The organism is Neoaquamicrobium microcysteis (genome assembly GCF_008180155.1).
GTDB lineage: Bacteria > Pseudomonadota > Alphaproteobacteria > Rhizobiales > Rhizobiaceae > Aerobium > Aerobium microcysteis.
In genome coordinates, this window is the sequence record NZ_VSZS01000065.1 from 188395 (window position 1) to 209566 (window position 21172).

The window sequence follows — 21172 nt, forward strand, 5'->3', positions numbered from 1 at the left end:
GCGCTTCCCAAACTTGTGCGAAAGCTACGCATTGGCGGGCCGGGGGATTCTCTCCCGGCCCGCTGTCGTTTAGCCTAGTGGACGATTCGGTCGTTGCCTGGCGGGGACGGGTAGGGCCGGCATGCGGATCACAGAAGGCGGCGAATGTAATTATGGCACAGACCGGGAGCGCGCAGCGGGAACCCTCGATGGAGGAAATTCTCGCGTCAATCCGCAGGATCATCGAGGACAGCGACAGCGTGCGCCAGCCGGCCGAGGAGCATGGCGTGGACGCGGCAGGCGTGTCGTCCGGCGAGGTGGAGGCGTTCCGTGCCGAACTCGACGAGCCTGCGCCGTCGGTGATGCAGGCGCCCAGCATGGCGGACATCAAGGCGTCCGTATCGCATGTCCCCGCAGTCGAGATTGAGCCTGTTTCGCCGCGCACGGTCGATATCTTTCCGCTCCGCGACGAGCCCGAAGCAGCCGAGCCGGCAGCGGACTTTGCTCGGCACGAAGTTGCTGTAGACGAAGAACCGGAGGCGGAGACCTTCACGGATGCGCCGGTCTACGCGGCCGAGCCCGAGCAGGACGATCCGGCTGCCGAGGGTCGCCCGGCGATCATCTCCGACCAGACAGGCCGCCAGGTGGCAGCCGCTTTCGGCGAGCTTTCCGAGGCTTTCGCCGCCAGCCGGCGCCGCTCGTTCGACGAAATGGCCGAGGAGATGCTGCGGCCCATGCTGCAGGACTGGCTCGACAACAACCTGCCCACGCTCGTGGAGAAGCTGGTCCGCGAAGAGATCGAACGCGTCGCGCGCGGCAATTGAAGCAGCGCTGACTGACCCTACATGACTAGACGCCGCCTCCGGGCGGCGTTTTGCATTCGCTGGAACCGCCGGTCTCCCGCGCAGTTGACTTGGCATCGGCCTTCCGGTTTACACCGGCCGACTATTTTCTCCGAAGTTGCGGACAGTTCCCATGCTTGAAAAGACCTACGACGCCAACGCCGTCGAACCCAAGATCGCCAAGGCGTGGGAGGAAGCGGACGCTTTCGCGGCGGGTGCCGGCTCGAAGCCGGGCGCCGAGGCTTTCACAATCGTCATCCCGCCGCCCAACGTCACCGGCTCGCTGCATATGGGCCATGCGCTCAACAACACGTTGCAGGACATTCTGGTCCGCTTCGAGCGCATGCGCGGCAAGAACGTGCTGTGGCAGCCGGGCATGGACCATGCCGGCATCGCGACCCAGATGGTGGTCGAGCGCAAGCTGATGGAAAAGCAGATCCATCGCCGCGACCTGTCGCGCGAGGAGTTCGTCGACAAGGTCTGGGAATGGAAGGCCGAGTCCGGCGGGATGATCTTCAACCAGCTCAAGCGGCTGGGCGCATCCTGCGACTGGGCGCGCGAGCGCTTCACCATGGACGAGGGCCTGTCGGAAGCGGTTCTCGAAGTCTTCGTCACGCTCTATCGCGAGGGCCTGATCTACAAGGACAAGCGGCTGGTCAACTGGGACCCGAAGCTGCTGACGGCGATCTCCGACCTCGAGGTCGAGCAGGTCGAGACGAACGGAAATCTCTGGCATTTCCGCTACCCGATCGAGGGAGCGACCTACGATCCGCTGGATCCGTCGACCTATATCACCGTCGCCACGACGCGGCCCGAGACGATGCTGGGCGACACCGGCGTGGCCGTTCATCCCGACGATGAGCGCTACACCCATCTGGTAGGCAAGCACGTCCTGCTGCCGATCGTGGGTCGCCGCATCCCTATCGTCGCCGACGAGTATTCCGACCCCGAGAAAGGGACGGGGGCGGTCAAGATGACGCCTGCGCACGATTTCAACGATTTCGAGGTGGGCAAGCGCCATCACCTGCGCATGGTCAGCGTGCTGAACACCGATGCGACCATCAACATCATCGACAATGACGACTTCGTCGAGGGCGTCGAGGTGACGGCGATGCGCGAGGACGTCTGGCAGCAGCTTCACGGTCTCGACCGCTTCGAGGCGCGCAAGCTCGTCGTCCAGATCATGGAAGAGGGCGGTTTCCTCGAAAAGGTCGAGCCGCATCGCCACATGGTCCCGCATGGCGATCGCGGCGGCGTGCCGATCGAGCCGTTCCTGACCGACCAGTGGTATGTCGACGCGAAGACGCTGGCGAAGCCGGCGATCGAGAGCGTGCGCGAGGGCCGCACCAACTTCGTGCCGAAGAACTGGGAAAAGACCTATTTCGAGTGGATGGAGAACATCCAACCGTGGACGATCTCGCGCCAGCTGTGGTGGGGGCACCGTATCCCTGCCTGGTACGGCCCGGATGGCCACATCTTCGTCGCCAAGACGGAGAAGGAAGCGCTGGACGAGGCGGTCGAATATTACCTCGCCGTCGATACGCCGTGGCGCGATTGGGTCAAGGACCAGCTCGAGAACTACGAGCCCGGCAACATCCTGACGCGTGACGAGGACGTGCTCGACACGTGGTTCTCGTCCGCGCTGTGGCCTTTCTCGACGCTCGGCTGGCCGCACAAGACCAAGGAACTGGACACTTATTACCAGACCGACGTTCTGGTGACGGGCTTCGACATCATCTTCTTCTGGGTCGCCCGGATGATGATGATGGGCCTTCACTTCATGAAGGAAGAGCCGTTCCACACGGTCTACGTCCATGCGCTGGTTCGCGACAAGAACGGCGCGAAGATGTCGAAGTCGAAGGGCAACGTCATCGATCCGCTGGAGCTGATCGACGAATACGGTGCCGACGCGCTGCGCTTCACGCTGGCCATCATGGCCGCGCAGGGCAGGGACGTGAAGCTTGATACGGCACGTGTGGCGGGCTATCGCAACTTCGGCACCAAGCTGTGGAACGCGACGCGCTTCGGTGAGATGAACGGCGTTGCGCGCAATCCCGTCTTCGTCCCGGAAGACGCGAAACTGACCGTCAATCGCTGGATTCTGACCGAGCTGACCCGCGCGTCAGGCGCGGTGACCGAGGGCATCACGAGCTATCGCTTCAATGAGGCCTCAGCCGCGGCATACCGCTTCGTCTGGAACCTGTTCTGCGACTGGTACGTCGAATTGCTGAAGCCCGTGTTCATGGGCGAGGACGAGGCGGCGAAGGCGGAAAGCCGCGCGACAATGGCCTACGTTCTGGAAGAAATCTACAAGCTGCTTCACCCGATGATGCCGTTCATGACGGAAGAGCTGTGGCAGCAGACGGCAGCCGATGGCACCAGCCGCGATACGCTGCTTTGCCATGCAGAATGGCCGACGCCGGATTTCGAGGATTCGGAGGCTGCCGCCGAGATCAACTGGCTGGTCGATCTGGTTTCGGGCATCCGCTCCGTCCGTTCCGAGATGAACGTGCCGCCATCAGCCACCGCGCCGCTGGTGATGATCGGCGCGAACGCCGCGACGCGCGAACGTGCCGCCCGACACCAGCCGGCGATCCAGAGGCTCGCGCGCGTCGGCGAGGTCGGTTTCGATACGGCGGCGCCCAAGGGCTCGGCACAGATCGTGATCGGCGAGGCCACGGCCTGTCTGCCGCTGGGTTCGCTGATCGACCTGAAGGCGGAAGAGGCGCGGCTTTCAAAGGAATTGGGCAAGAACGCCGACGAGATCGCCCGCATCGAAAAGAAGCTGGCCAACCCGAACTTCCTCGCCAAGGCGGCGCCCGAGGTGGTGGAGGCCGAGCGCGAGAAGCAGGCCGAACTCGCCGAGGCGCGCAGCAAGCTCAACACGGCGTTGGCGCGGGTTCGCGACGCCGGATAGCGGAGCTGCACCGGATCGGGGCCTGCGACCCACGATCCGGTTCTCGGAGCGGGCGTCGGAACAACGCGAAAACCAGAGTCCGCTTTTCGGTCCGATGCCCTAAACGATTAAATTCGTGAAGTTTTCGCGCGGCATCTTGATTGTCGCGCGACAATGCCTCATTTATGCGCGCAGTCACCCGGGCCGGGCCCCTCTGACAGGCGAGGCGTCGCCTGTGATGTCGGACCGATCGACGACGCGCCGACGCAGCGCTACCGAAAATCCAAAATCATGTTTGACCACGAGTGGCTCTGGCCCGGATTCCTGGCGTTCGTCGCCGCGATCCTTTTCTTCGACCTGTTCGTCCTTCACCGTAAGGACCGTGTCATCACGACCCGCGAAGCGTTTCTGACGGTTGGCGGGTATGTGTCGCTGGCGATGCTTTTCGCAGCCAGCATCTTCTATTTCGAGGGCCGCCAGCGCGGCTCCGAGTTTCTGACGGGCTACCTCGTCGAGCAGGCGCTTTCGCTCGACAACATCTTCGTCATCGCCCTGATCTTCGCCTACTTCAAGGTGCCGGCCGAGGCACAGTACCGCGTGCTGTTCTACGGCATCGTCGGCGCGATCGTCATGCGTCTGTCGCTGATCGTGCCGGGCGTGCATCTTGTGGACCAGTTCTGGTGGATCGGCGCGCTGCTCGGCATCGTGCTGCTGGTTTCCGGCTACAAGATGATGACTTCGAACGGCGAGATGGCCGATCCGGGCAACAGCCGCATCGTCAAGTGGCTGCGTTCCACAGGCCGGGTGACGGAGGACTACGAGGGCTCCAAGTTCCTGACGCGGCGCAACGGCGTGCTCTTCATGACGCCGCTGTTCCTCGTGCTGGTGACGGTGGAAATCACCGACCTCGTCTTCGCGATCGACTCCATCCCCGCGGTGCTGGCGATCTCGAACGACCCGTTTATCGTGTTCTCGTCCAACGTGTTCGCGATCCTCGGCCTGCGCGCGCTGTTCTTCGTGCTCTCGGGCATGATGCGCGAGTTCCGCTTCCTCAAGCACGGCCTGTCGCTGGTGCTGATCTTCGTCGGCTTCAAGATGCTGATCCAGCATTGGTACAAGCTGCCGTCGGAAGTGTCGCTTGGCGTCGTGGCGCTGCTGATCCTCGGTTCCGTCCTTGCCTCCGTCATCTTCAAGGAGGAGAAGAAGGAAGAGGAAGTGACCCCGGGCGAACTGGCCGAACTGGAGCGCAAGGCGCATCACGAAGGCGAAGCCGGCAAGGTCTGATCGCCGGCCCGCCATCGGGCAAGACTATTGACGGCGAGAAGTCGTGGCCGTATCGGAGAGTACCCTCCGGTACGGTCGCTGACATTCGCGCCGTTTACCGGTAGTATCGGCCAACCAAGAAACATTGGACTGGAAACGCCATGCCCGCCTATCGCTCCCGTACCACCACCCACGGCCGCAACATGGCCGGCGCGCGGGGGCTATGGCGCGCGACGGGCATGAAGGACGGCGACTTCGGCAAGCCGATCATCGCGGTCGTAAACTCCTTCACGCAGTTCGTGCCCGGTCACGTGCACCTGAAGGACCTCGGCCAGCTCGTCGCCCGCGAGATCGAGGCTGCCGGCGGCGTCGCCAAGGAATTCAACACGATCGCGGTCGATGACGGCATCGCGATGGGGCATGACGGCATGCTCTATTCGCTGCCGTCGCGCGAGATCATCGCGGACTCGGTGGAGTACATGGTCAACGCGCACTGCGCCGATGCCATGGTCTGCATCTCCAATTGCGACAAGATCACACCGGGCATGCTCAATGCCGCGATGCGCCTCAACATTCCGGCCGTCTTCGTGTCCGGCGGTCCGATGGAGGCCGGCAAGGTCGTTCTGCACGGCAAGACGCACGCGCTCGATCTGGTCGACGCCATGGTTGCTGCGGCCGATGAAACTGTGTCGGACGAGGACGTGAAGGTGATCGAGCGCTCGGCCTGTCCGACCTGCGGCTCGTGCTCGGGCATGTTCACGGCCAATTCGATGAACTGCTTGACCGAAGCACTCGGCCTGTCGCTGCCCGGCAACGGCTCTACGCTGGCAACCCATGCCGACCGCCGGCGCCTGTTCGTGGAAGCGGGACACCTGATCGTCGATCTCGCCCAGCGCTACTACGAGCAGGACGACGAAAGCGTGCTGCCGCGCAACGTCGCCAACAAGCGCGCCTTTGAAAATGCCATGTCGCTCGACATCGCCATGGGCGGCTCGACCAACACCATCCTGCACATCCTTGCCGCCGCGCATGAAGGAGAGATCGACTTTACGCTCGAAGACATCGACGCCCTGTCGCGCAAGGTGCCGTGCCTGTCCAAGGTCGCGCCGGCCAAGAGCGACGTGCACATGGAAGACGTCCACAGGGCCGGAGGCATCATGCGCATCCTGGGCGAGCTGGAGCGCGGCGGCCTCATCCACCGCGACAGCCCGACCGTGCACGAGGCGACGTTGGGCGACGCGATCGACCGCTGGGATATCACCCGCACCAACAGCGAAAGCGTGAAGACCTTCTTCCGGGCGGCGCCCGGCGGCATCCCGACCCAGACGGCCTTCAGCCAGGAAGCCCGCTGGGACGAACTGGACACCGACGGCGAAAAGGGCGTCATCCGCTCCGTCGAGCATCCGTTCTCGAAGGACGGCGGCCTTGCGGTGCTGAAGGGCAACATCGCGCTAGACGGCTGCGTGGTGAAGACGGCCGGTGTCGACGAGTCGATCCTTAAGTTCTCCGGACCCGCCGTGGTCTTCGAAAGCCAGGACGCGGCGGTGAAGGGCATCCTCGGCAACGAGGTCAAGGCTGGCGACGTCGTCGTCATCCGCTATGAGGGGCCGAAGGGCGGGCCGGGCATGCAGGAGATGCTCTATCCGACCAGCTATCTTAAGTCGAAGGGGCTGGGCAAAAGCTGCGCGCTTCTGACCGACGGGCGCTTTTCCGGCGGCACATCTGGCCTCTCCATCGGCCATGCCTCGCCGGAAGCGGCCCAGGGCGGCGCGATCGGGCTCGTTCGCGATGGCGACATCATCGACATCGACATCCCCAATCGCACGATCAGCCTTCGTCTTTCGGACGACGAGCTTGCGGCCCGCCGGGCCGAGCAGGACAGGCTGGGCTGGAAGCCGGCCGCCCCACGCAAGCGCAACGTGACTACGGCGCTGAAGGCATATGCCGCGTTTGCCGCCAGCGCAGACAAGGGCGCGGTGCGCATTTTGCCGGAATAGGGCGCGTTTCCGCCAAATCCAGAGGCAAATCAGACTTAACGCCCGTGCTCCGCGACGGGCGTTTTTCATTGTGGCTTTCCCGCAACACTCGTTCATCCACACATAGGCTATGCTCCGGCCTTAAGGAAATTTGCCCACTTCCCGCCATAAACCGGGAGCTAGCTCGCAGGCGTCATTGAACGGTGCCGTCAGAGCTGCCGGACAAACGAAAAATTCAACGCCGCAACCGTCTGCGGCAAGGATGATGATGAGAGCGCAGAAGACCCCGACTGGCAGCCATTCGGCATGTGCTTGCGAGGGGATTTACGCACCATCCTGGTCCGGGCGGGGCTGGAGAAACAGGGTATCATGACTCTAGGTGAGGTCGTCCGGGCGGGTATTGTATGTACGGTTGCGGCCGGCACGCTCGGATTCGCCGCTCCGCGTGCCCACGCCCTCGACCAGTCCATCATCGGCAGCCCGGAAGAAAAGCGCAGCCCCTGGGCCGTGTTCCGCTTCGGGTTCACCGCCTATCAGAGCGGGCAGAAGGAACAGGCCGTCGAAGCCTATCGCTACGCGGCCGACAACGGCCAGCTCGGCGCGCGGTGGAAGCTGGCGCGCATGTATGCGGAGGGCGACGGCGTAACCCGCAACGACTACGAAGCGTTCAAGTTCTTCCAGGAAATCGCCGCTCAGGACGTGGAGCCGGGCTCGCCCGACGAGAGCTACGTCTCCGACGCGCTGGTAGCGCTGGCGGGCTATGCGCGCACGGGCATTCCGGGGACGCCGGTGCATGCCAACGCCGCTGCGGCGCAGGAATACTACATGCGTGCCGCCGCCAACTATCGCAACCCGAACGCCCAGTTCGAGATCGGCAAGATGTTCCTCAAGGGTGAGGGTGGCGTGAAGGCCAGCGTTCAGCAGGCCGGTCGCTGGCTGCAGCTTGCCGCCGAGAAGGGTCATGCCGGCGCGCAGGCGACGCTCGGCAACCTGCTGTTCCAGAGCGGCAAGGCCGTGCGCGGCCTTGCGATGATGACGGCCGCGCTGGAACGCGCCCAGCCTTCCGACAAGCAGTGGATCCGCGGTATGCAGGAAGAGGCGTTTGCGCTGGCAGGCGAGGCCGACCGCCGCACCGCCATCGCGCTGGCGCAGGACATACTCGGCCAGGCGAACTGACAGCCCGCAGCTTTAGTTGAAACGCAGGTCGGCTACCGCAGGCACATGGTCCGACGGTTTTTCCCATGCGCGCACGTGCTTTTCGATCGACGTGGTGTCGAGACGGTTCGCCGCCTCCGGCGACAGCAACAGATGGTCGATGCGGATGCCGTTGTTCTTCTGCCAGGCGCCAGCCTGATAATCCCAGAAGGTGAAGGTCTGCTCCTGCGTCACCGCGCGAATGGCGTCGGTGAAACCGAGGTTTTCGAGCCTGCGCAACGCGCCACGGCTTTCCGGCTGGAAAAGCGCGTCATTGACCCAGTCTTCGGGCCGCTTCGCGTCGATGGGCTGGGGAATGACGTTGTAGTCGCCCGCAAGCACTAGCGGCTCTTCAAGCTCCAGCCTTTCGGCCGCCCACCGCTCCAGCCGCGCCATCCAGCGCAGCTTGTAGCCGAACTTGCGGTCCTCGCTGATCGGGTTGCCGTTGGGCAGGTAGAGTGAAACGACGCGCAGCGCGCCCGCGTCGGTCGAGAACACGCCCTCGATAAAGCGGGCCTGCTCGTCCTCGTCGTCTCCCGGCAGACCGCGATGGACTTCGTCGAAACGCAGCTTCGACAGAATAGCGACGCCGTTGAAGCCCTTCTGGCCGTGCGTCTCGACATGATAGCCGAGCGCCTCAATCTCGAGGCGCGGGAAACCCTCGTCGACCGTCTTGATTTCCTGCAGGCAGACGATGTCGGGCTGGCTGTCCTTCAGCCAGTGCACGAGGTTTTCGATGCGCGCCTTGACGCCGTTGATGTTCCAGGTCGCGATCTTCATCAGATGGAGAACGACGTGCCGCAGCCGCAGGAGGCAACCGCGTTCGGGTTGCGGATCTGGAACGACTGGCCCATCAGATCGTCGACGAAGTCAATGACCGAACCGCCCATATAGACGAGCGAGAGATCGTCGATCAGGACGGTCGCACCACCCTTCTCGATGGCGATATCGTCTTCGTTGCGCGAATCCACCAGATCCATCTTGTAGGAGAACCCCGAGCAGCCGCCGCCCTCGACAGAGACGCGCAACGCGACCTTGCCGGGCTCCTTGGCCAGAATTTGCGTGATCCGCTTCGCCGCAGCGTCGCTCATCTCGACGCCCTTCATGCCGGTCTTCGCATCGACGCCCATGGTGTCACCTTGCGTTTGCATCCACCCAATAGGTATGAAGCCGCAAGGGGCAAGTCAACAAGCCGGATCGGCTGCAGGTGACCGGATTGTCAGCATCGTTCGAAGGTATCGGTTTCGGCTATCGGCCCCGCGCGGCCTATGCCTGCGATCCAGCAATGACACGCGGCAGGTTCTATCCCGAGCCGGAGAGCCCGACGCGCACGCCGTTCCAGCGCGATCGCGACCGCATCATCCATTCCACCGCGTTTCGCCGGCTGAAGCACAAGACACAGGTTTTCATCGCACATGAGGGCGACCACTACCGGACGCGGCTGACGCATTCGATAGAAGTGGCCCAGATCGCGCGTGCGCTGGCGCGGGCCCTGTGCGTGGATGAGGATCTGGCTGAGGCCATCGCGCTGGTGCACGATTTCGGCCACACGCCATTCGGCCATACGGGCGAGGACGCGCTGGACGCGATGATGAAGCCGTGGGGCGGCTTCGACCACAATGCGCAGTCGCTGCGCATAGTCACCCGCATCGAACGGCGCTACGCCGAGTTCGAGGGCCTGAACCTTTCGTGGGAAACGCTGGAAGGGCTGGTCAAGCACAACGGGCCGCTGACGGATGGCGAGGGCAGGGGCCTGAAGGGGCCGGTTCCGGATACCATCCTGCACTTTTGCGGTCTCTTCGATCTTGAACTGGACAGATACGCCTCTGTCGAGGCGCAGGCCGCCGCGATTGCGGACGACATCGCCTACAACACCCATGACATAGACGACGGCCTGCGCGCAGGTCTGCTGTCGCTCGACATGCTGGAAGCCGTCTCGCTGCCTGGGGGCATCCTGACAGCCGTGCGCGAACGGTACCCTGCGCTGGACGCCGTGCGCACCGGCCACGAGTTGATGCGCAGGCAGATCACCGCGATGGTGGAGGACGTGATCGCGACCTCGCGGGCTAACCTTGATGAACTTCAGCCATACTCGCCGGCAGACATCCATAGTGCCGGCCGGCCGGTGGTGACGTTTTCGCCTGCGATGGCGGCGTGGGAGAAGGAACTGAAAACGTTCCTCTACGCCAATCTCTATCGCCACCCCACCGTGATGGCCGTGCGCGAGAACGCCGACCGGATCGTACGCGACCTGTTTGGCCATTACTTCGCCAACCCGCGAGACATGCCGGAAGGCTGGCGCGAGGGGCTGGACCGGGCGGAGGAGCGCATCAAGGCGCGCGACGTTGCCGATTTCATCGCCGGCATGACGGATACCTACGCCATCAAGGAACACCGCCGCCTGTTTGACCGGACTCCCGATTTGGGCTAGGCGGGGCGCGACTTTGCGAGCCCCGTTGCCCGCACAATTCCGCACACCGGCAGAGTTTTTGACCATGAATATTTTCGCGCAGTTCGCCTCGCGCATCACCAAGGCCGTCGAAGCGCTTGATCTGAAGACACAATCGGGCGACCGCCCGGACCTGTCGCGCATCACGGTCGAGCCGCCGCGCGATGCGAGCCACGGCGATCTGGCGACGAATGCCGCGATGGTGCTGGCGAAGGCAGTGGGCGAGAACCCGCGCGCGCTTGCCGAGAAGATAGCCGCCGCAATGCGCGATGACGCCGATGTTGCCGCTGCCGAAGTAGCCGGGCCGGGCTTCGTCAATCTGAGGCTGGCGGATGGGTTCTGGCAGGCCCGGCTGGGCGATATCCTCGACACCGCCACCGACTACGGCCGGTCGGACGTTGGGGCAGGGCGCAGGGTGAATGTCGAATACGTCTCGGCCAACCCGACGGGGCCGATGCATGTCGGGCACTGCCGCGGCGCGGTGGTGGGTGACGCGCTGGCCAACATCATGGCCTTCGCCGGCTATGACGTGACCAAGGAATACTACATCAACGATGCAGGCGCACAGATCGACGTGCTCGCGCGCTCGGTGATGCTGCGTTATCGCGAGGCGCTGGGCGAGCAGGTCGGCGAGATACCGCCGGGTCTGTATCCCGGCGACTACCTCGTGCCGGTCGGCAAGGCGCTCGCCGACGAGTTCGATCGCAAGCTCAACCAGATGCCGGAAGAAGAGGCGCTTGCCATCGTGAAGGATCGCACGATTGACGCGATGATGGCGATGATCAAGGAGGATTTGGCTGCTCTCAACGTCGAGCACGAGGTGTTCTTCTCAGAACGCACGCTCCATGCCGACAACGCTGCCGCGATCCGCTCGGCCATTGCCGACCTCACCCTCAAGGGCCACGTCTACAAGGGCAAGCTGCCGCCGCCGAAGGGCGAGAAGTCCGACGATTGGGAAGATCGCGAGCAGACGCTCTTCCGTTCGACCGAGGTCGGCGACGACATGGACCGGCCGCTGGTCAAGTCAGACGGCGCCTACACCTATTTCGCCGCCGACGTGGCCTACATGAAGGACAAGTACGCGCGCGGCTTTCAGGATGTGATCTTCATTCTGGGCGCAGACCATGGCGGTTACGTCAAGCGCATGGAGGCGCTTGCCAAGGCGGTGTCTGACGGCGCGCTGAACCTGACGATCCTTCTGTGCAACCTCGTCAAGCTCTATCGCGACGGCGAGCCGGTGCGCATGTCGAAGCGGTCGGGCGAGTTCGTCACGCTGCGCGAGGTGGTCGATGAGGTGGGGCGCGACCCCATCCGCTTCATGATGCTCTATCGCAAGAGCTCCGAGCCGCTGGACTTCGATTTCGCCAAGGTGACGGAGCAGTCCAAGGACAATCCTGTGTTCTACGTGCAGTACGCGTCCGCGCGCTGCCATTCGGTGTTCCGGCAGGCCAAGGAACAGCTTGGCGGGGGCTGGATCGAGCGCTCGACGATGAAGGCGGCCGCCCCCCGGCTGACGGATGAGGGCGAGATAGCCATCATCCGCAAGCTTGCCGAGTACCCCCGGCTGATCGAGGCGACCGCGCAGGCGATGGAGCCGCACCGGCTCGCATTCTACCTCTACGACCTCGCCCAGACCTTCCATGCGCACTGGAATCGCGGCACGGAGAACAATGACTTACGCTTTGTTAAGGTTAACGACCCAGAATTGACTCACGCCAGGCTGGGTCTGGTGCAGGCCGTGTCGGATGTGTTGACGTCCGGACTGGCGCTGGTGGGAGCTGACGCTCCGGCCGAAATGCGCTAGAAAACACGGGTTTCCTGTCACCTTTTACCCACAATGCACTGGTAGGGCCAACCCCAAGCGACGTCGCCGGCGTCCGACCCAGTACGAGTGTGGGAAAAAGCATGGCAGACACAAACCACAGCAGACGCGACGATCATGCGAGCTTTTCGGAAAACGATCCGTTCGCTGAACTGACGCGTATCATGGGCCACGATCCTCGCGCCGCAGCGCCGGTGCAGCAGCCCTCCGAGGACAGTTTCGACATCGACCTCGAGAAGGAGTTGATGGGCGATCTGGATTTTTCCGATTTCGACGATCCGCAGCCCGAGGCTGCCCAGGAGCAGCCGGAGCCGGTGCACCAGGCATCGTCCTGGGCCCCGATCGAGGAGCCGCAGGTCTCCTACGAGGCTGAAGCCAGCGAGAAAGAGCCCGAGCTTTCCGACGACTTCCTGTCGGAGTTCGAGGCCGCTTTTGAGGACGACGCGGAGCCCGCGGCGGACAGAGAGCCGGCCGCATTCGCCGAGCCCGTCAGCTTCGAGCCCGAGCCCGAAATGCTCGGGCAGGAGCCGTCATATGCAGGCTCGTCCAGCGAAGCGCTGTCCATGGACGATCTCATCGCAGAGCTGGAGGAGCCCGCCGATCATCTGCCGGTCGAGCAGTTCGATACAGTCGCGCCGCAGCCTGAGTCGCGGGCGGTCGTCGAGGAGCCTGCCGCAGCCCATTGGCGGCAGGAGGCCGCCGCGCCCGCGTCGCATGATGACGATGAGGACGAGATGGCCGAAGTCGATATGGATTTCGGTTTCCTGGAAGAGGAACTCACCGGCGCGCCTGAAACGTCGCACGAGCCGGCGATTGCCTACGAGGCCGAAGCGCACGTTGAGGAGCCAGATCAAGTTGAAGATGTCCCGATGGGGCATGTCTTCTTCGCCCCGGCCGACGAACAGGACGCCTCTGCCGCATCCACCGGTCCGGCGGAACTGAGCCTTGAGGACGAACTGAGCGCGTTGCTGAGCGACGAGCCGGCTGCTGATGTCCCGGTTTCGCCATCGGTGGAGCCAACCACGCGTGCCGCCGCCGACGACTGGCACCCGGCTGTCACCACTTTCGGCCGCAGCAATTTCGTAGCGCCCCGCAACGAGGAAGCCGTTTTCGAGCCGGCGCAACCGGAATACGAGGCAGAGGAAGCGTCGTTCGAAGCCGAGGAGCCCGCTTTCGAGGAGCCGGAGCACATCCTTGAAGAGCCGGTTTCGGCCACCGAGGAAGAGGTTGCCCCCATCGCCATGCTGGGCGACGACGACTTCGCCGACATATTCGGCGAGGAAGCCGTGGCGTTTGCCGAGGAGCCGGCGCAGCCTGCCATGCAGCAGTCCCATGCTGCCGGCGTCGATGCGCTCGCATCCTGGCAGCCGGAACGCTCCTGGCAGCAGCCCAAGCCGGTAGCGCAGCCCGCTCCGGATATCGAGACGGTCGAGGTTTCCGACACCGTCGTCGCGATGACCGACGACCTCGACATTCCAGATGTCGACTACGGCGCTGCCGATGTCTCGACCGGGTTCTACGACGACCTGGAGGGCGAGATCGCGCAGGCCTTCGGAGACGTGGCCGCCGACGAGCCGGAGGCGACGACCTCCCAGCCGAATATTGGTTGGGGAACGGCGGCGGTCGCCGCCGGCGCTGCCGCCTATGGCACCCATGCGGCGTCCGTTGCGGCTGCTCCCGCTGCTCACAGCGCCGGTGGTCACGATCAGCCTGCCCAGCCGGCCGACGCCTATGCGGTGGGCGAGGGGCAGTGGCAGGCCGACGGCCAGTATCTGGATGACGGGTTCGACTATGAAACCGACCTCGAGCAGGCCATCGCGATGTCCTCCTACGAGGAAGAGGAAGATAACCGTCCGGCGGGACGCAAGCGCGGCCTGCTGATCGCCGCGGTGGTGGCCGGTGTCGCCGTGGTCGGTGGCGTCGGTGTCTTCGGCATGTCCATGTTCGGCGGCGGTTCCGATTCGCCGGCGGTCGTTCGTGCCGACGCGGACCCGATGAAGGTGCGCCCGGAGAATCCGGGCGGCACTACGGTGCCCAATCAGGACAACCAGGTCTACCAGCGCGTTTCGGGCGGTGCGTCCGATGCGGCCCCGCAGCAGGAAAGCCTCATCAGCACCGCCGAGGAGCCCATCGACATGGCGGCGACGGCAGACGAACAGGCAACGTTGCCACCCGGCATCACCGATGAGGGAGACGTCCCCGCGACCGTCGATGACTTGGTTGCAGGATTGCCCAAGGCCGAAGATCGCATCGAGCCTGTGGCCGAACCGGAAGGCGTAGGTGCGAGCGACGACGTCGCAGCGGTCGCGCCGCGCCGGGTGCGTACCATGGTCGTGCGCGCCGACGGCACCATGGTTCCGCGCGAGGAAGCAGCACCTGCGGCCGAACAGACGCCGGAATCGGTTCTGGCCGCAGCGACGATCGCGGCAGCACCTGCCCTGGCCCCCGCAAATTCCGCCCCGCAGGCCGGCCTCGTACCGAGCGAGGAGGCAGCGCAGGCAGAGGATGATGGCGGACCCGTGGTCAACACGCCGGCGACCGTTGCAGTCGTTCCTTCGCAGCGCATGGACCCGCAGACGGCGCCGCAGGCGCAGTCTCCGGCAGCAGCCCCCGTCGTGGCGCAAGCCGCCGTGCAGCAGCAGCCCGCAAGCCAGCTTCCGGCTGCAACGCCGGTCTCCGCGCCCGCAGCAGCGCCTGCCGCAGCATCCGGCGCATGGTCGATGCAGATCGCGTCGCAGCCGACGGCCGAAGGCGCGCAGTCGACGTATCAGGACCTCGCGCGTCGTTACGGCGGCGTTCTAGAGGGCAGGGGCGTCAACATCGTGCGGGCCGATATCGAAGGCATGGGAACGTACTACCGCGTGCGCATCCCCGCCGAGACGCGCGACGAGGCCATCCAGCTCTGCACCCGTTACAAGTCCGCCGGTGGAAGCTGCTTCGTCTCCCGCTGACGCGCCCCGATAAACGACGAACAGGCCGCCATGCGCTCGCATGGCGGCTTGTTTGTTGTAGGTCGTACGTCGCTGCGCGGAGAAGATGCGCAAAACCTCCCTTGAGGCTATGATTCCAGCCATGAGCGAATCAAAAGCAGTCATCCTTGGAGCGTCGGGAACGACGCTCACCGCCGACGAGATAGCCTTCTACCGCGACGAGCGGCCGTGGGGGTTCATCGTCTTTGCCCGCAACGTCGCCGATGCCCGGCAGCTGCGCGACCTTACCGCCGCGATGCGCGATTGCGTCGGGCGGCCGGACGCGCCGGTCTTCATCGATCAGGAGGGCGGCCGCGTGCAGCGCCTGCGCCCGCCCTTGGCGCCAGACTATCCGCCCGGTTCTGCGCTGGGAGCGCTCTACCGCGCGGACCGCGATGCGGGGTTGCGCGCGGCCTGGCTGATGTCCCGGCTCCATGCGTTCGACCTGCTGCGCTACGGCGTCAATGCCGACTGCCTGCCGGTGCTGGACGTGCCGGTGGAAGGCGCACACGACGTGATCGGCAACCGGGCCTACGGCAAGGACCCCGAAATCGTCACCGCCATGGGGCGCGCGGCGATGGCGGGATTGGAGGCAGGCGGCGTGCTGCCCGTCATCAAGCACATTCCGGGGCATGGGCGCGCCTTTGCCGACAGCCATCACAACCTGCCGGTCGTCGATGCGCCGCTGGACGAGCTTCGCGGCCACGACTTCGCTCCCTTCAAGGCGCTGAACCACGCGCCGATGGCGATGACGGCACACGTCGTCTACACCGCAATCGACCCGGATGCGCCGGCGACGACCTCTCCAAAGGCGATCGAGGACATCATTCGCGGGGAAATCGGGTTCGACGGCCTGCTGATGAGCGACGACGTGTCGATGAATGCGCTTTCTGGGGATTTCGCAGCCAGAACGGACGCAATCCTTGCGGCGGGCTGCGATGTGGTTCTTCACTGCAATGGCAGGATGGACGAAATGAGCGTCGTTGCCGGCCGCGTTCCGGTTCTTTCCGGCAAGGCGGCCGAGCGTGCCGAGAGCGCCCTTCACGGGCTGAGGCGGCGCGACGATGCGAAGGAAGATGCAACAAGGGCCGAGTTCGCGGCGATGTTCGAGGCGGTGGCGTAGGAACCGGATTTGACGGTAGCGGGAGACAGCAAGGCCACGCCGATGGACCGGCTCTGGGCCGACAACGACGAGAGCCGCGGCGTCTCCGAGCCTGCGCTCGTGGTCGATGTCGATGGCTTTGAAGGCCCGCTCGACCTGCTCCTGCATCTGGCGCGCAACCAGAAGGTCGACCTCGCCCGCATCTCGGTGCTCGCCCTTGTCGAGCAGTACATTTCCTTCGTCGAGAATGCCCGCAAGCTGCGGCTGGAACTGGCCGCCGATTATCTCGTGATGGCGGCGTGGCTGGCCTTCCTGAAATCGAAGCTGCTGATACCCAAGCAGCCCGGCGACGAGGGCGAGAGCGGCGAGGAGTTGGCGGCCGTGCTGCAATTCCGGCTGAAGCGGCTGGAGGCGATGCGCGATGCTGCCGCGCGCCTCGTCAACCGCAACAGGCTCGGCCGCGACGTCTTCGCGCGCGGCGCGCCGGAAACCGTCATCGTCGATAAACGCAACGAATACAACGCGTCGCTCTACGACCTGCTCACGGCATACGCCTCGCAGCGCCAGCGTCAGGCGATCACCAATGTGCGCATCGAAAAGCGCGGCGTGTGGTCGCTCAAGGAAGCGCGCGAAATCCTCACAAGGCTGATCGGAGAACTGCGCGACTGGACGGCGCTCGACATATTCCTCATCCGCTACATGACCACGCCCGAGGAACGCGCCACCGCCATTGCGAGTTCTTTCGCTGCCAGCCTGGAACTGGTTCGCGAGGGGCAGCTTGAGGTCAGGCAGGACATGCCGTTCGCCCCCCTGTTCATGCGGGGAAGGCAGAAGGCGGCCGCGCACACCGTGCCGGGAGAAGTGATCCATGAATGAAACCGGCGCGAAGATCGTCCCCTTCTCCCGCGAGGACGACGACGATCTCGACATCAATCCGGCAGAGCGCCTGCATCTCGCCGAGGCCGTGCGCATGGCGGAGGCGGTCGTCTTCGCTTCGGCCGAGCCGGTATCGCTGAAAGCGCTGGCCGCAAGGCTTCCGGAAGGCGTGGACGTACCCGCCGTTATGGAAGAAGTGCGCCGGCAATATGAGAGGCGCGGCGTCAACCTCGTTCGCGTCGGTGACGCGTGGGCTTTCCGCACCGCGGGCGATCTCGCCTTCCTGATGAGCCGCGATGCCGTGCAGCAGAAGAAGCTGTCGCGCGCGGCACTCGAGGTGCTCGCCATCATCGCCTACCACCAGCCGGTCACGCGCGCGGAGATCGAGGAAATACGCGGTGTGGAGACCTCCAAGGGCACGCTCGACACGCTGATGGAGACGGGCTGGGTCAGGATGCGCGGCCGCCGCCGCACGCCGGGCCGGCCGGTCACGTACGGCACCACCGAGGCCTTCCTGGATCACTTCGGCCTGGAGGAAATACGCGACCTTCCCGGCATCGACGAACTCAAGGGCGCGGGGCTGCTCTCAGCGCGGATGCCTTCCAATTTTGCAGTGCCGCAGCCGCCCGCCGATCCCGACAGCCTAGCCGATGATGAGGATCCGCTGACGGATATCGACCTTGAGGAACTGGGTCTGCTGACGCCCCGCGTAACGGACGACTGATCGATTCTCGCGCAGCAGCCAGGAGAATTCCGCTTTCCGTCAAATTTTTCCCTGGGGGGAATAGTCTGAGCGCGCCTGCGTTCCCATTTGAGTTGCCCCGGCGCGCCTCGAAGCGCTAAGGAGGCTGTGACGGGAAAGGGCGTGCGAGACATGGTGGCAGCTTCGGCGACGGCAAGGGTGACGGCAGGCGTGTCTTTCGCCGCACGGCTCGCCTTCGACCGCGTCAGCCACGAGTTCTCACCCACTGCCGCCACTTTGCATGAAGTGTCGCTTGCCGCCGAGCCGGGTGAAGTACTGTGCCTGCTGGGGCCTTCGGGGTCTGGTAAGACCACGCTCCTGCGCATCGCCGCAGGTATAGAGGCGCAAACGCGCGGCAGCGTGCTGCTGAACGATCGCGAGATAGCCGGACCCAGCGTATTCCTGCCGCCCGAACAGCGCTCCATCGGGCTGGTCTTCCAGGATTTTGCCCTGTTTCCGCACCTCACGATTCTTGACAACGTGCGTTTCGGCCTGACGGCGCTGTCGCGCGAGGAAGCACGCAGGGAAGCGATGATCTCGCTGGCTCGCGTGGGGCTGGAAGATTACGCGGGTTCCTATCCGCACATCCTCTCCGGCGGCGAACAGCAGCGCGTGGCGCTGGCACGCGCGATCGCGCCGCGCCCGGCGGTGCTGCTGATGGACGAACCGTTCTCCGGCCTCGATTCGCGGCTCAAGGACACGGTGCGCGCCGAAACGCTGGAGATACTGCGCCGCAGCCGCGCTACCGCCATAGTCGTCACGCACGATGCGGAAGAGGCGATGCGCATGGGCGACAGGATCGCACTTCTCAAGGATGGACGGCTGGTGCAACTGGGCACGGCGCAGGAACTGTACAACAGCCCCGCCACCCTTTTCGCCGCCGGCTTCTTCTCCGAGATCAACGTGTTCGAAGCGCGGGTCGAGGACGGAGCGGTGGATACGCCGCTGGGCAGGTTCGATGCGGGCGGACTGGCAGACGGCACGTCTGCATCGGTTGCGTTTCGCCTGTCGGCCTTCGACGTATCCCAGACGCATGGCGAAATCCCCGCCCGGGTGGTATCACGCCGTTTCCTGGGTGTAGTGGAACTGCTCGAGCTTGCGGTTCCCGGGGCCGATCGCCTGGTGCGCGCGCGCGTGAGGTGCGGCGCTTTGTCCAACCCGAACCGGGAAATTTGGCTCACGGTGAGGAAACCTGATGTGCTTGTGTTTGAAAGAACGCAAGAAAGCACATAAATCAAACCCCGAGGCTGCGCCAAAAGCGGCTGAGGGAAACATTCGAAGAGAGAGTGAACTATGGGTACCTTCTCGATCTGGCACTGGCTCATCGTTCTGGTGGTTGTGCTTCTGCTGTTCGGCCGGGGCAAGATTCCGGAGCTGATGGGCGACATGGCCAAGGGCATCAAGAGCTTCAAGAAGGGCATGTCCGACGAAGACGAAGCGGAAAGCGCCAAGACGGTGGAACACCGCTCTGACGAGACCGTCGGCGCCGCCAAGGAAAAGGCCGGCAAGACCTCCTGACGGCCTCGCGCCTGCCTTATCCGCCTCGGAGTTGAGAAGCGATGTTCGACATCGGCTGGACCGAAATGCTGGTGATCGCGGTCGTGATGATCGTGGTCGTCGGGCCGAAGGAATTGCCGGGCATGCTGCGCACGTTCGGCAAGACGACGGCGAAGCTGCGCGTGATGGCGGGTGATTTCCGCAAGCAGTTCGACGAAGCCTTGAAGGAAGCCGAACTCGACGACATCAAGAAGGTCGCCGACGACGTGCGCGCGCTCAACCCCAAGAACGAGATCAAGAAGGCACTGTCGCCGATGGAAAAGGCCGCGCAGGATGTGCGTGCCGGCCTCGACGCGGCGATGAAGCCGACATCGGCAAAGCCGCAGCCTTCGCCGGATGTTGCGTCTGCGACCGCCGATGCGAAGGCCGTGGAGCCTGCCAAGGCTGGGCCGACGGCGATGCCAGGTGAGGGGCTAGGCGAGGGGGCACCGGTGGTCGCCAAGCCAGCCGCCAATGGCGCAGCAGCGCCAGTGAAAGCCGCGACGACAGCGAAACCGGCAGCCAAGCCTGCGACGTCCAAACCTGCGACGGCCCAGCCAGCAACGGCCAAGAAGGCTCCGTCCAAGCCCGCGGCCTCCAACCCGAAAACGGCCACCAAAACCAAAACCGGTGGAGCAGCCTCGTGAGCAAGCCCCAGGACGAAGAGATCGACAAGTCGTCGGCTCCGCTGATCGAGCACCTGATCGAACTGCGCTCGCGCCTCATCTGGTCGCTGGTGGGATTCTTCGCCGCTTTTCTCGTGTGCTTCTATTTCGCCAAACAAATCTTCAATTTCCTGGTACTGCCGTTCCAGTGGGCCACTGTCTGGGCCGGCATGGGATCGACCCGGGTCGACCTGATCTACACCGCGCCGCAGGAGTTCTTCTTCACCCAGATCAAGCTGGGTATGTTCGGCGGCCTCGTGCTGGCCTTTCCGGTCATCGCCACTCAACTCTACAAGTTCGTGGCGCCGGGTCTCTACCGCAACGAGCGCATGGCGTTTCTGCCGTTCCTCGTGGCGTCGCCCATTCTGTTCCTCATCGGCGCGGCGCTGGTCTATTTCTTCTTTACGCCGATGGTGATGTGGTTCTTCCTGGCCATGCAGCAGGTCGGTCCGGATCAGGAAATCCAGATTTCGCTGCTGCCGCGCGTGTCGGAATATCTCGGCCTCATCATGACGCTGATCCTGGCTTTCGGGCTTGTGTTCCAGCTGCCGGTGGTGACCACGCTGATGGCGCGGGTCGGCCTTCTGTCCGCACAGGGGCTGGTCGACAAGCGCAAATGGGCGATCGTGATCGCCTTCGTCGTTGCCGCCGTCATCACGCCGCCGGACCCGGTCAGCCAGATCGGCCTCGCACTGCCGACGATCCTTCTCTACGAGATTTCGATCATTCTCGTGAAACGCATCGAAAAGAGCCGGGCGCGCGAGGAGGCCAAGCGGGCGGCGGCGGAAACTGCTTCGGCCGAGGCCAAGCCCGCCGAGTAGCGGGGCCACGGGCGGGCAAAACCGCTTCGCGCTTGCGTCG

The 21172-nt window shown here is 64.3% G+C and carries 17 protein-coding genes; 15 read left to right on the top strand and 2 right to left on the bottom strand.

Annotated elements, in window-relative coordinates; genetic code table 11:
- Positions 1–188 precede the first annotated feature (188 nt).
- The 5 genes from FY036_RS16280 (at position 189) to FY036_RS16300 (ending at position 8132) form a co-directional block, all read left to right on the top strand.
- A complete protein-coding gene (locus FY036_RS16280) occupies positions 189–803 on the top strand; it encodes a PopZ family protein (RefSeq protein ID WP_328593108.1) in 615 nt (204 codons plus the stop codon).
- Between the two features lie 151 nt (positions 804–954).
- Entirely contained in the window at positions 955–3738 is a 2784-nt protein-coding gene (locus FY036_RS16285; protein ID WP_148915795.1) for a valine--tRNA ligase, read from the top strand.
- A gap of 270 nt (positions 3739–4008) precedes the next feature.
- Positions 4009–5001, top strand: coding sequence for a TerC family protein (locus FY036_RS16290; protein ID WP_148915796.1), 993 nt, complete (start codon positions 4009–4011; stop codon positions 4999–5001).
- A 140-nt stretch (positions 5002–5141) separates the two neighbouring features.
- Complete coding sequence (ilvD, locus tag FY036_RS16295) at positions 5142–6977, top strand: dihydroxy-acid dehydratase (RefSeq protein ID WP_148915797.1); 1836 nt, start codon at positions 5142–5144, stop codon at positions 6975–6977.
- 348 nt (positions 6978–7325) lie between these two features.
- A complete protein-coding gene (locus FY036_RS16300) occupies positions 7326–8132 on the top strand; it encodes a tetratricopeptide repeat protein (protein WP_148915798.1) in 807 nt (268 codons plus the stop codon).
- 12 nt (positions 8133–8144) lie between these two features.
- Here FY036_RS16300 and xth read toward each other — a convergent pair whose 3' ends face one another.
- Both xth and erpA read right to left on the bottom strand, forming a co-directional pair.
- The gene (gene xth, locus FY036_RS16305; RefSeq protein WP_148915799.1) at positions 8145–8930 is read right to left on the bottom strand and encodes an exodeoxyribonuclease III; all 786 of its coding nucleotides are present in this window, start codon (positions 8928–8930) and stop codon (positions 8145–8147) included.
- Positions 8930–9256 carry an iron-sulfur cluster insertion protein ErpA gene (gene erpA / locus FY036_RS16310; RefSeq protein ID WP_201744793.1) on the bottom strand — a complete coding sequence of 109 codons (327 nt, stop codon included), beginning with the start codon at positions 9254–9256 and terminating at the stop codon, positions 8930–8932. Before erpA ends, xth begins: the two co-directional genes overlap by 1 nt.
- A 110-nt stretch (positions 9257–9366) precedes the next feature.
- Between erpA and FY036_RS16315 the strand changes: the two genes are divergently transcribed.
- The 10 genes from FY036_RS16315 to tatC all read left to right on the top strand — a co-directional run bounded on the left by FY036_RS16315 (position 9367) and on the right by tatC (position 21132).
- Complete coding sequence (locus FY036_RS16315) at positions 9367–10581, top strand: deoxyguanosinetriphosphate triphosphohydrolase (protein ID WP_148915801.1); 1215 nt, start codon at positions 9367–9369, stop codon at positions 10579–10581.
- Between the two features lie 64 nt (positions 10582–10645).
- Positions 10646–12403, top strand: a complete 1758-nt coding sequence (gene argS / locus FY036_RS16320) for an arginine--tRNA ligase (protein WP_148915802.1) — start codon at positions 10646–10648, stop codon at positions 12401–12403.
- Positions 12404–12504: 101 nt separating this feature from the next.
- Entirely contained in the window at positions 12505–15372 is a 2868-nt protein-coding gene (locus FY036_RS16325) for an SPOR domain-containing protein (protein WP_148915803.1), read from the top strand.
- 121 nt (positions 15373–15493) lie between these two features.
- Positions 15494–16513 carry a beta-N-acetylhexosaminidase gene (nagZ, locus tag FY036_RS16330; protein WP_148915804.1) on the top strand — a complete coding sequence of 340 codons (1020 nt, stop codon included), beginning with the start codon at positions 15494–15496 and terminating at the stop codon, positions 16511–16513.
- 42 nt (positions 16514–16555) lie between these two features.
- Positions 16556–17368 carry a segregation and condensation protein A gene (locus FY036_RS16335; protein ID WP_148915960.1) on the top strand — a complete coding sequence of 271 codons (813 nt, stop codon included), beginning with the start codon at positions 16556–16558 and terminating at the stop codon, positions 17366–17368.
- Positions 17361–18092 carry an SMC-Scp complex subunit ScpB gene (gene scpB / locus FY036_RS16340; protein ID WP_148915805.1) on the top strand — a complete coding sequence of 244 codons (732 nt, stop codon included), beginning with the start codon at positions 17361–17363 and terminating at the stop codon, positions 18090–18092. Before FY036_RS16335 ends, scpB begins: the two co-directional genes overlap by 8 nt.
- Before the next feature lie 150 nt (positions 18093–18242).
- Positions 18243–19343, top strand: coding sequence for an ABC transporter ATP-binding protein (locus tag FY036_RS16345; protein WP_148915961.1), 1101 nt, complete (start codon positions 18243–18245; stop codon positions 19341–19343).
- A gap of 60 nt (positions 19344–19403) precedes the next feature.
- Positions 19404–19628 carry a twin-arginine translocase TatA/TatE family subunit gene (locus FY036_RS16350; protein WP_148915806.1) on the top strand — a complete coding sequence of 75 codons (225 nt, stop codon included), beginning with the start codon at positions 19404–19406 and terminating at the stop codon, positions 19626–19628.
- Positions 19629–19669: 41 nt separating this feature from the next.
- The gene (tatB, locus tag FY036_RS16355) at positions 19670–20293 is read left to right on the top strand and encodes a Sec-independent protein translocase protein TatB (protein WP_148915807.1); all 624 of its coding nucleotides are present in this window, start codon (positions 19670–19672) and stop codon (positions 20291–20293) included.
- Positions 20290–21132 carry a twin-arginine translocase subunit TatC gene (tatC, locus tag FY036_RS16360; protein ID WP_148915808.1) on the top strand — a complete coding sequence of 281 codons (843 nt, stop codon included), beginning with the start codon at positions 20290–20292 and terminating at the stop codon, positions 21130–21132. Before tatB ends, tatC begins: the two co-directional genes overlap by 4 nt.
- The last annotated feature ends 40 nt before the right edge of the window (positions 21133–21172 follow it).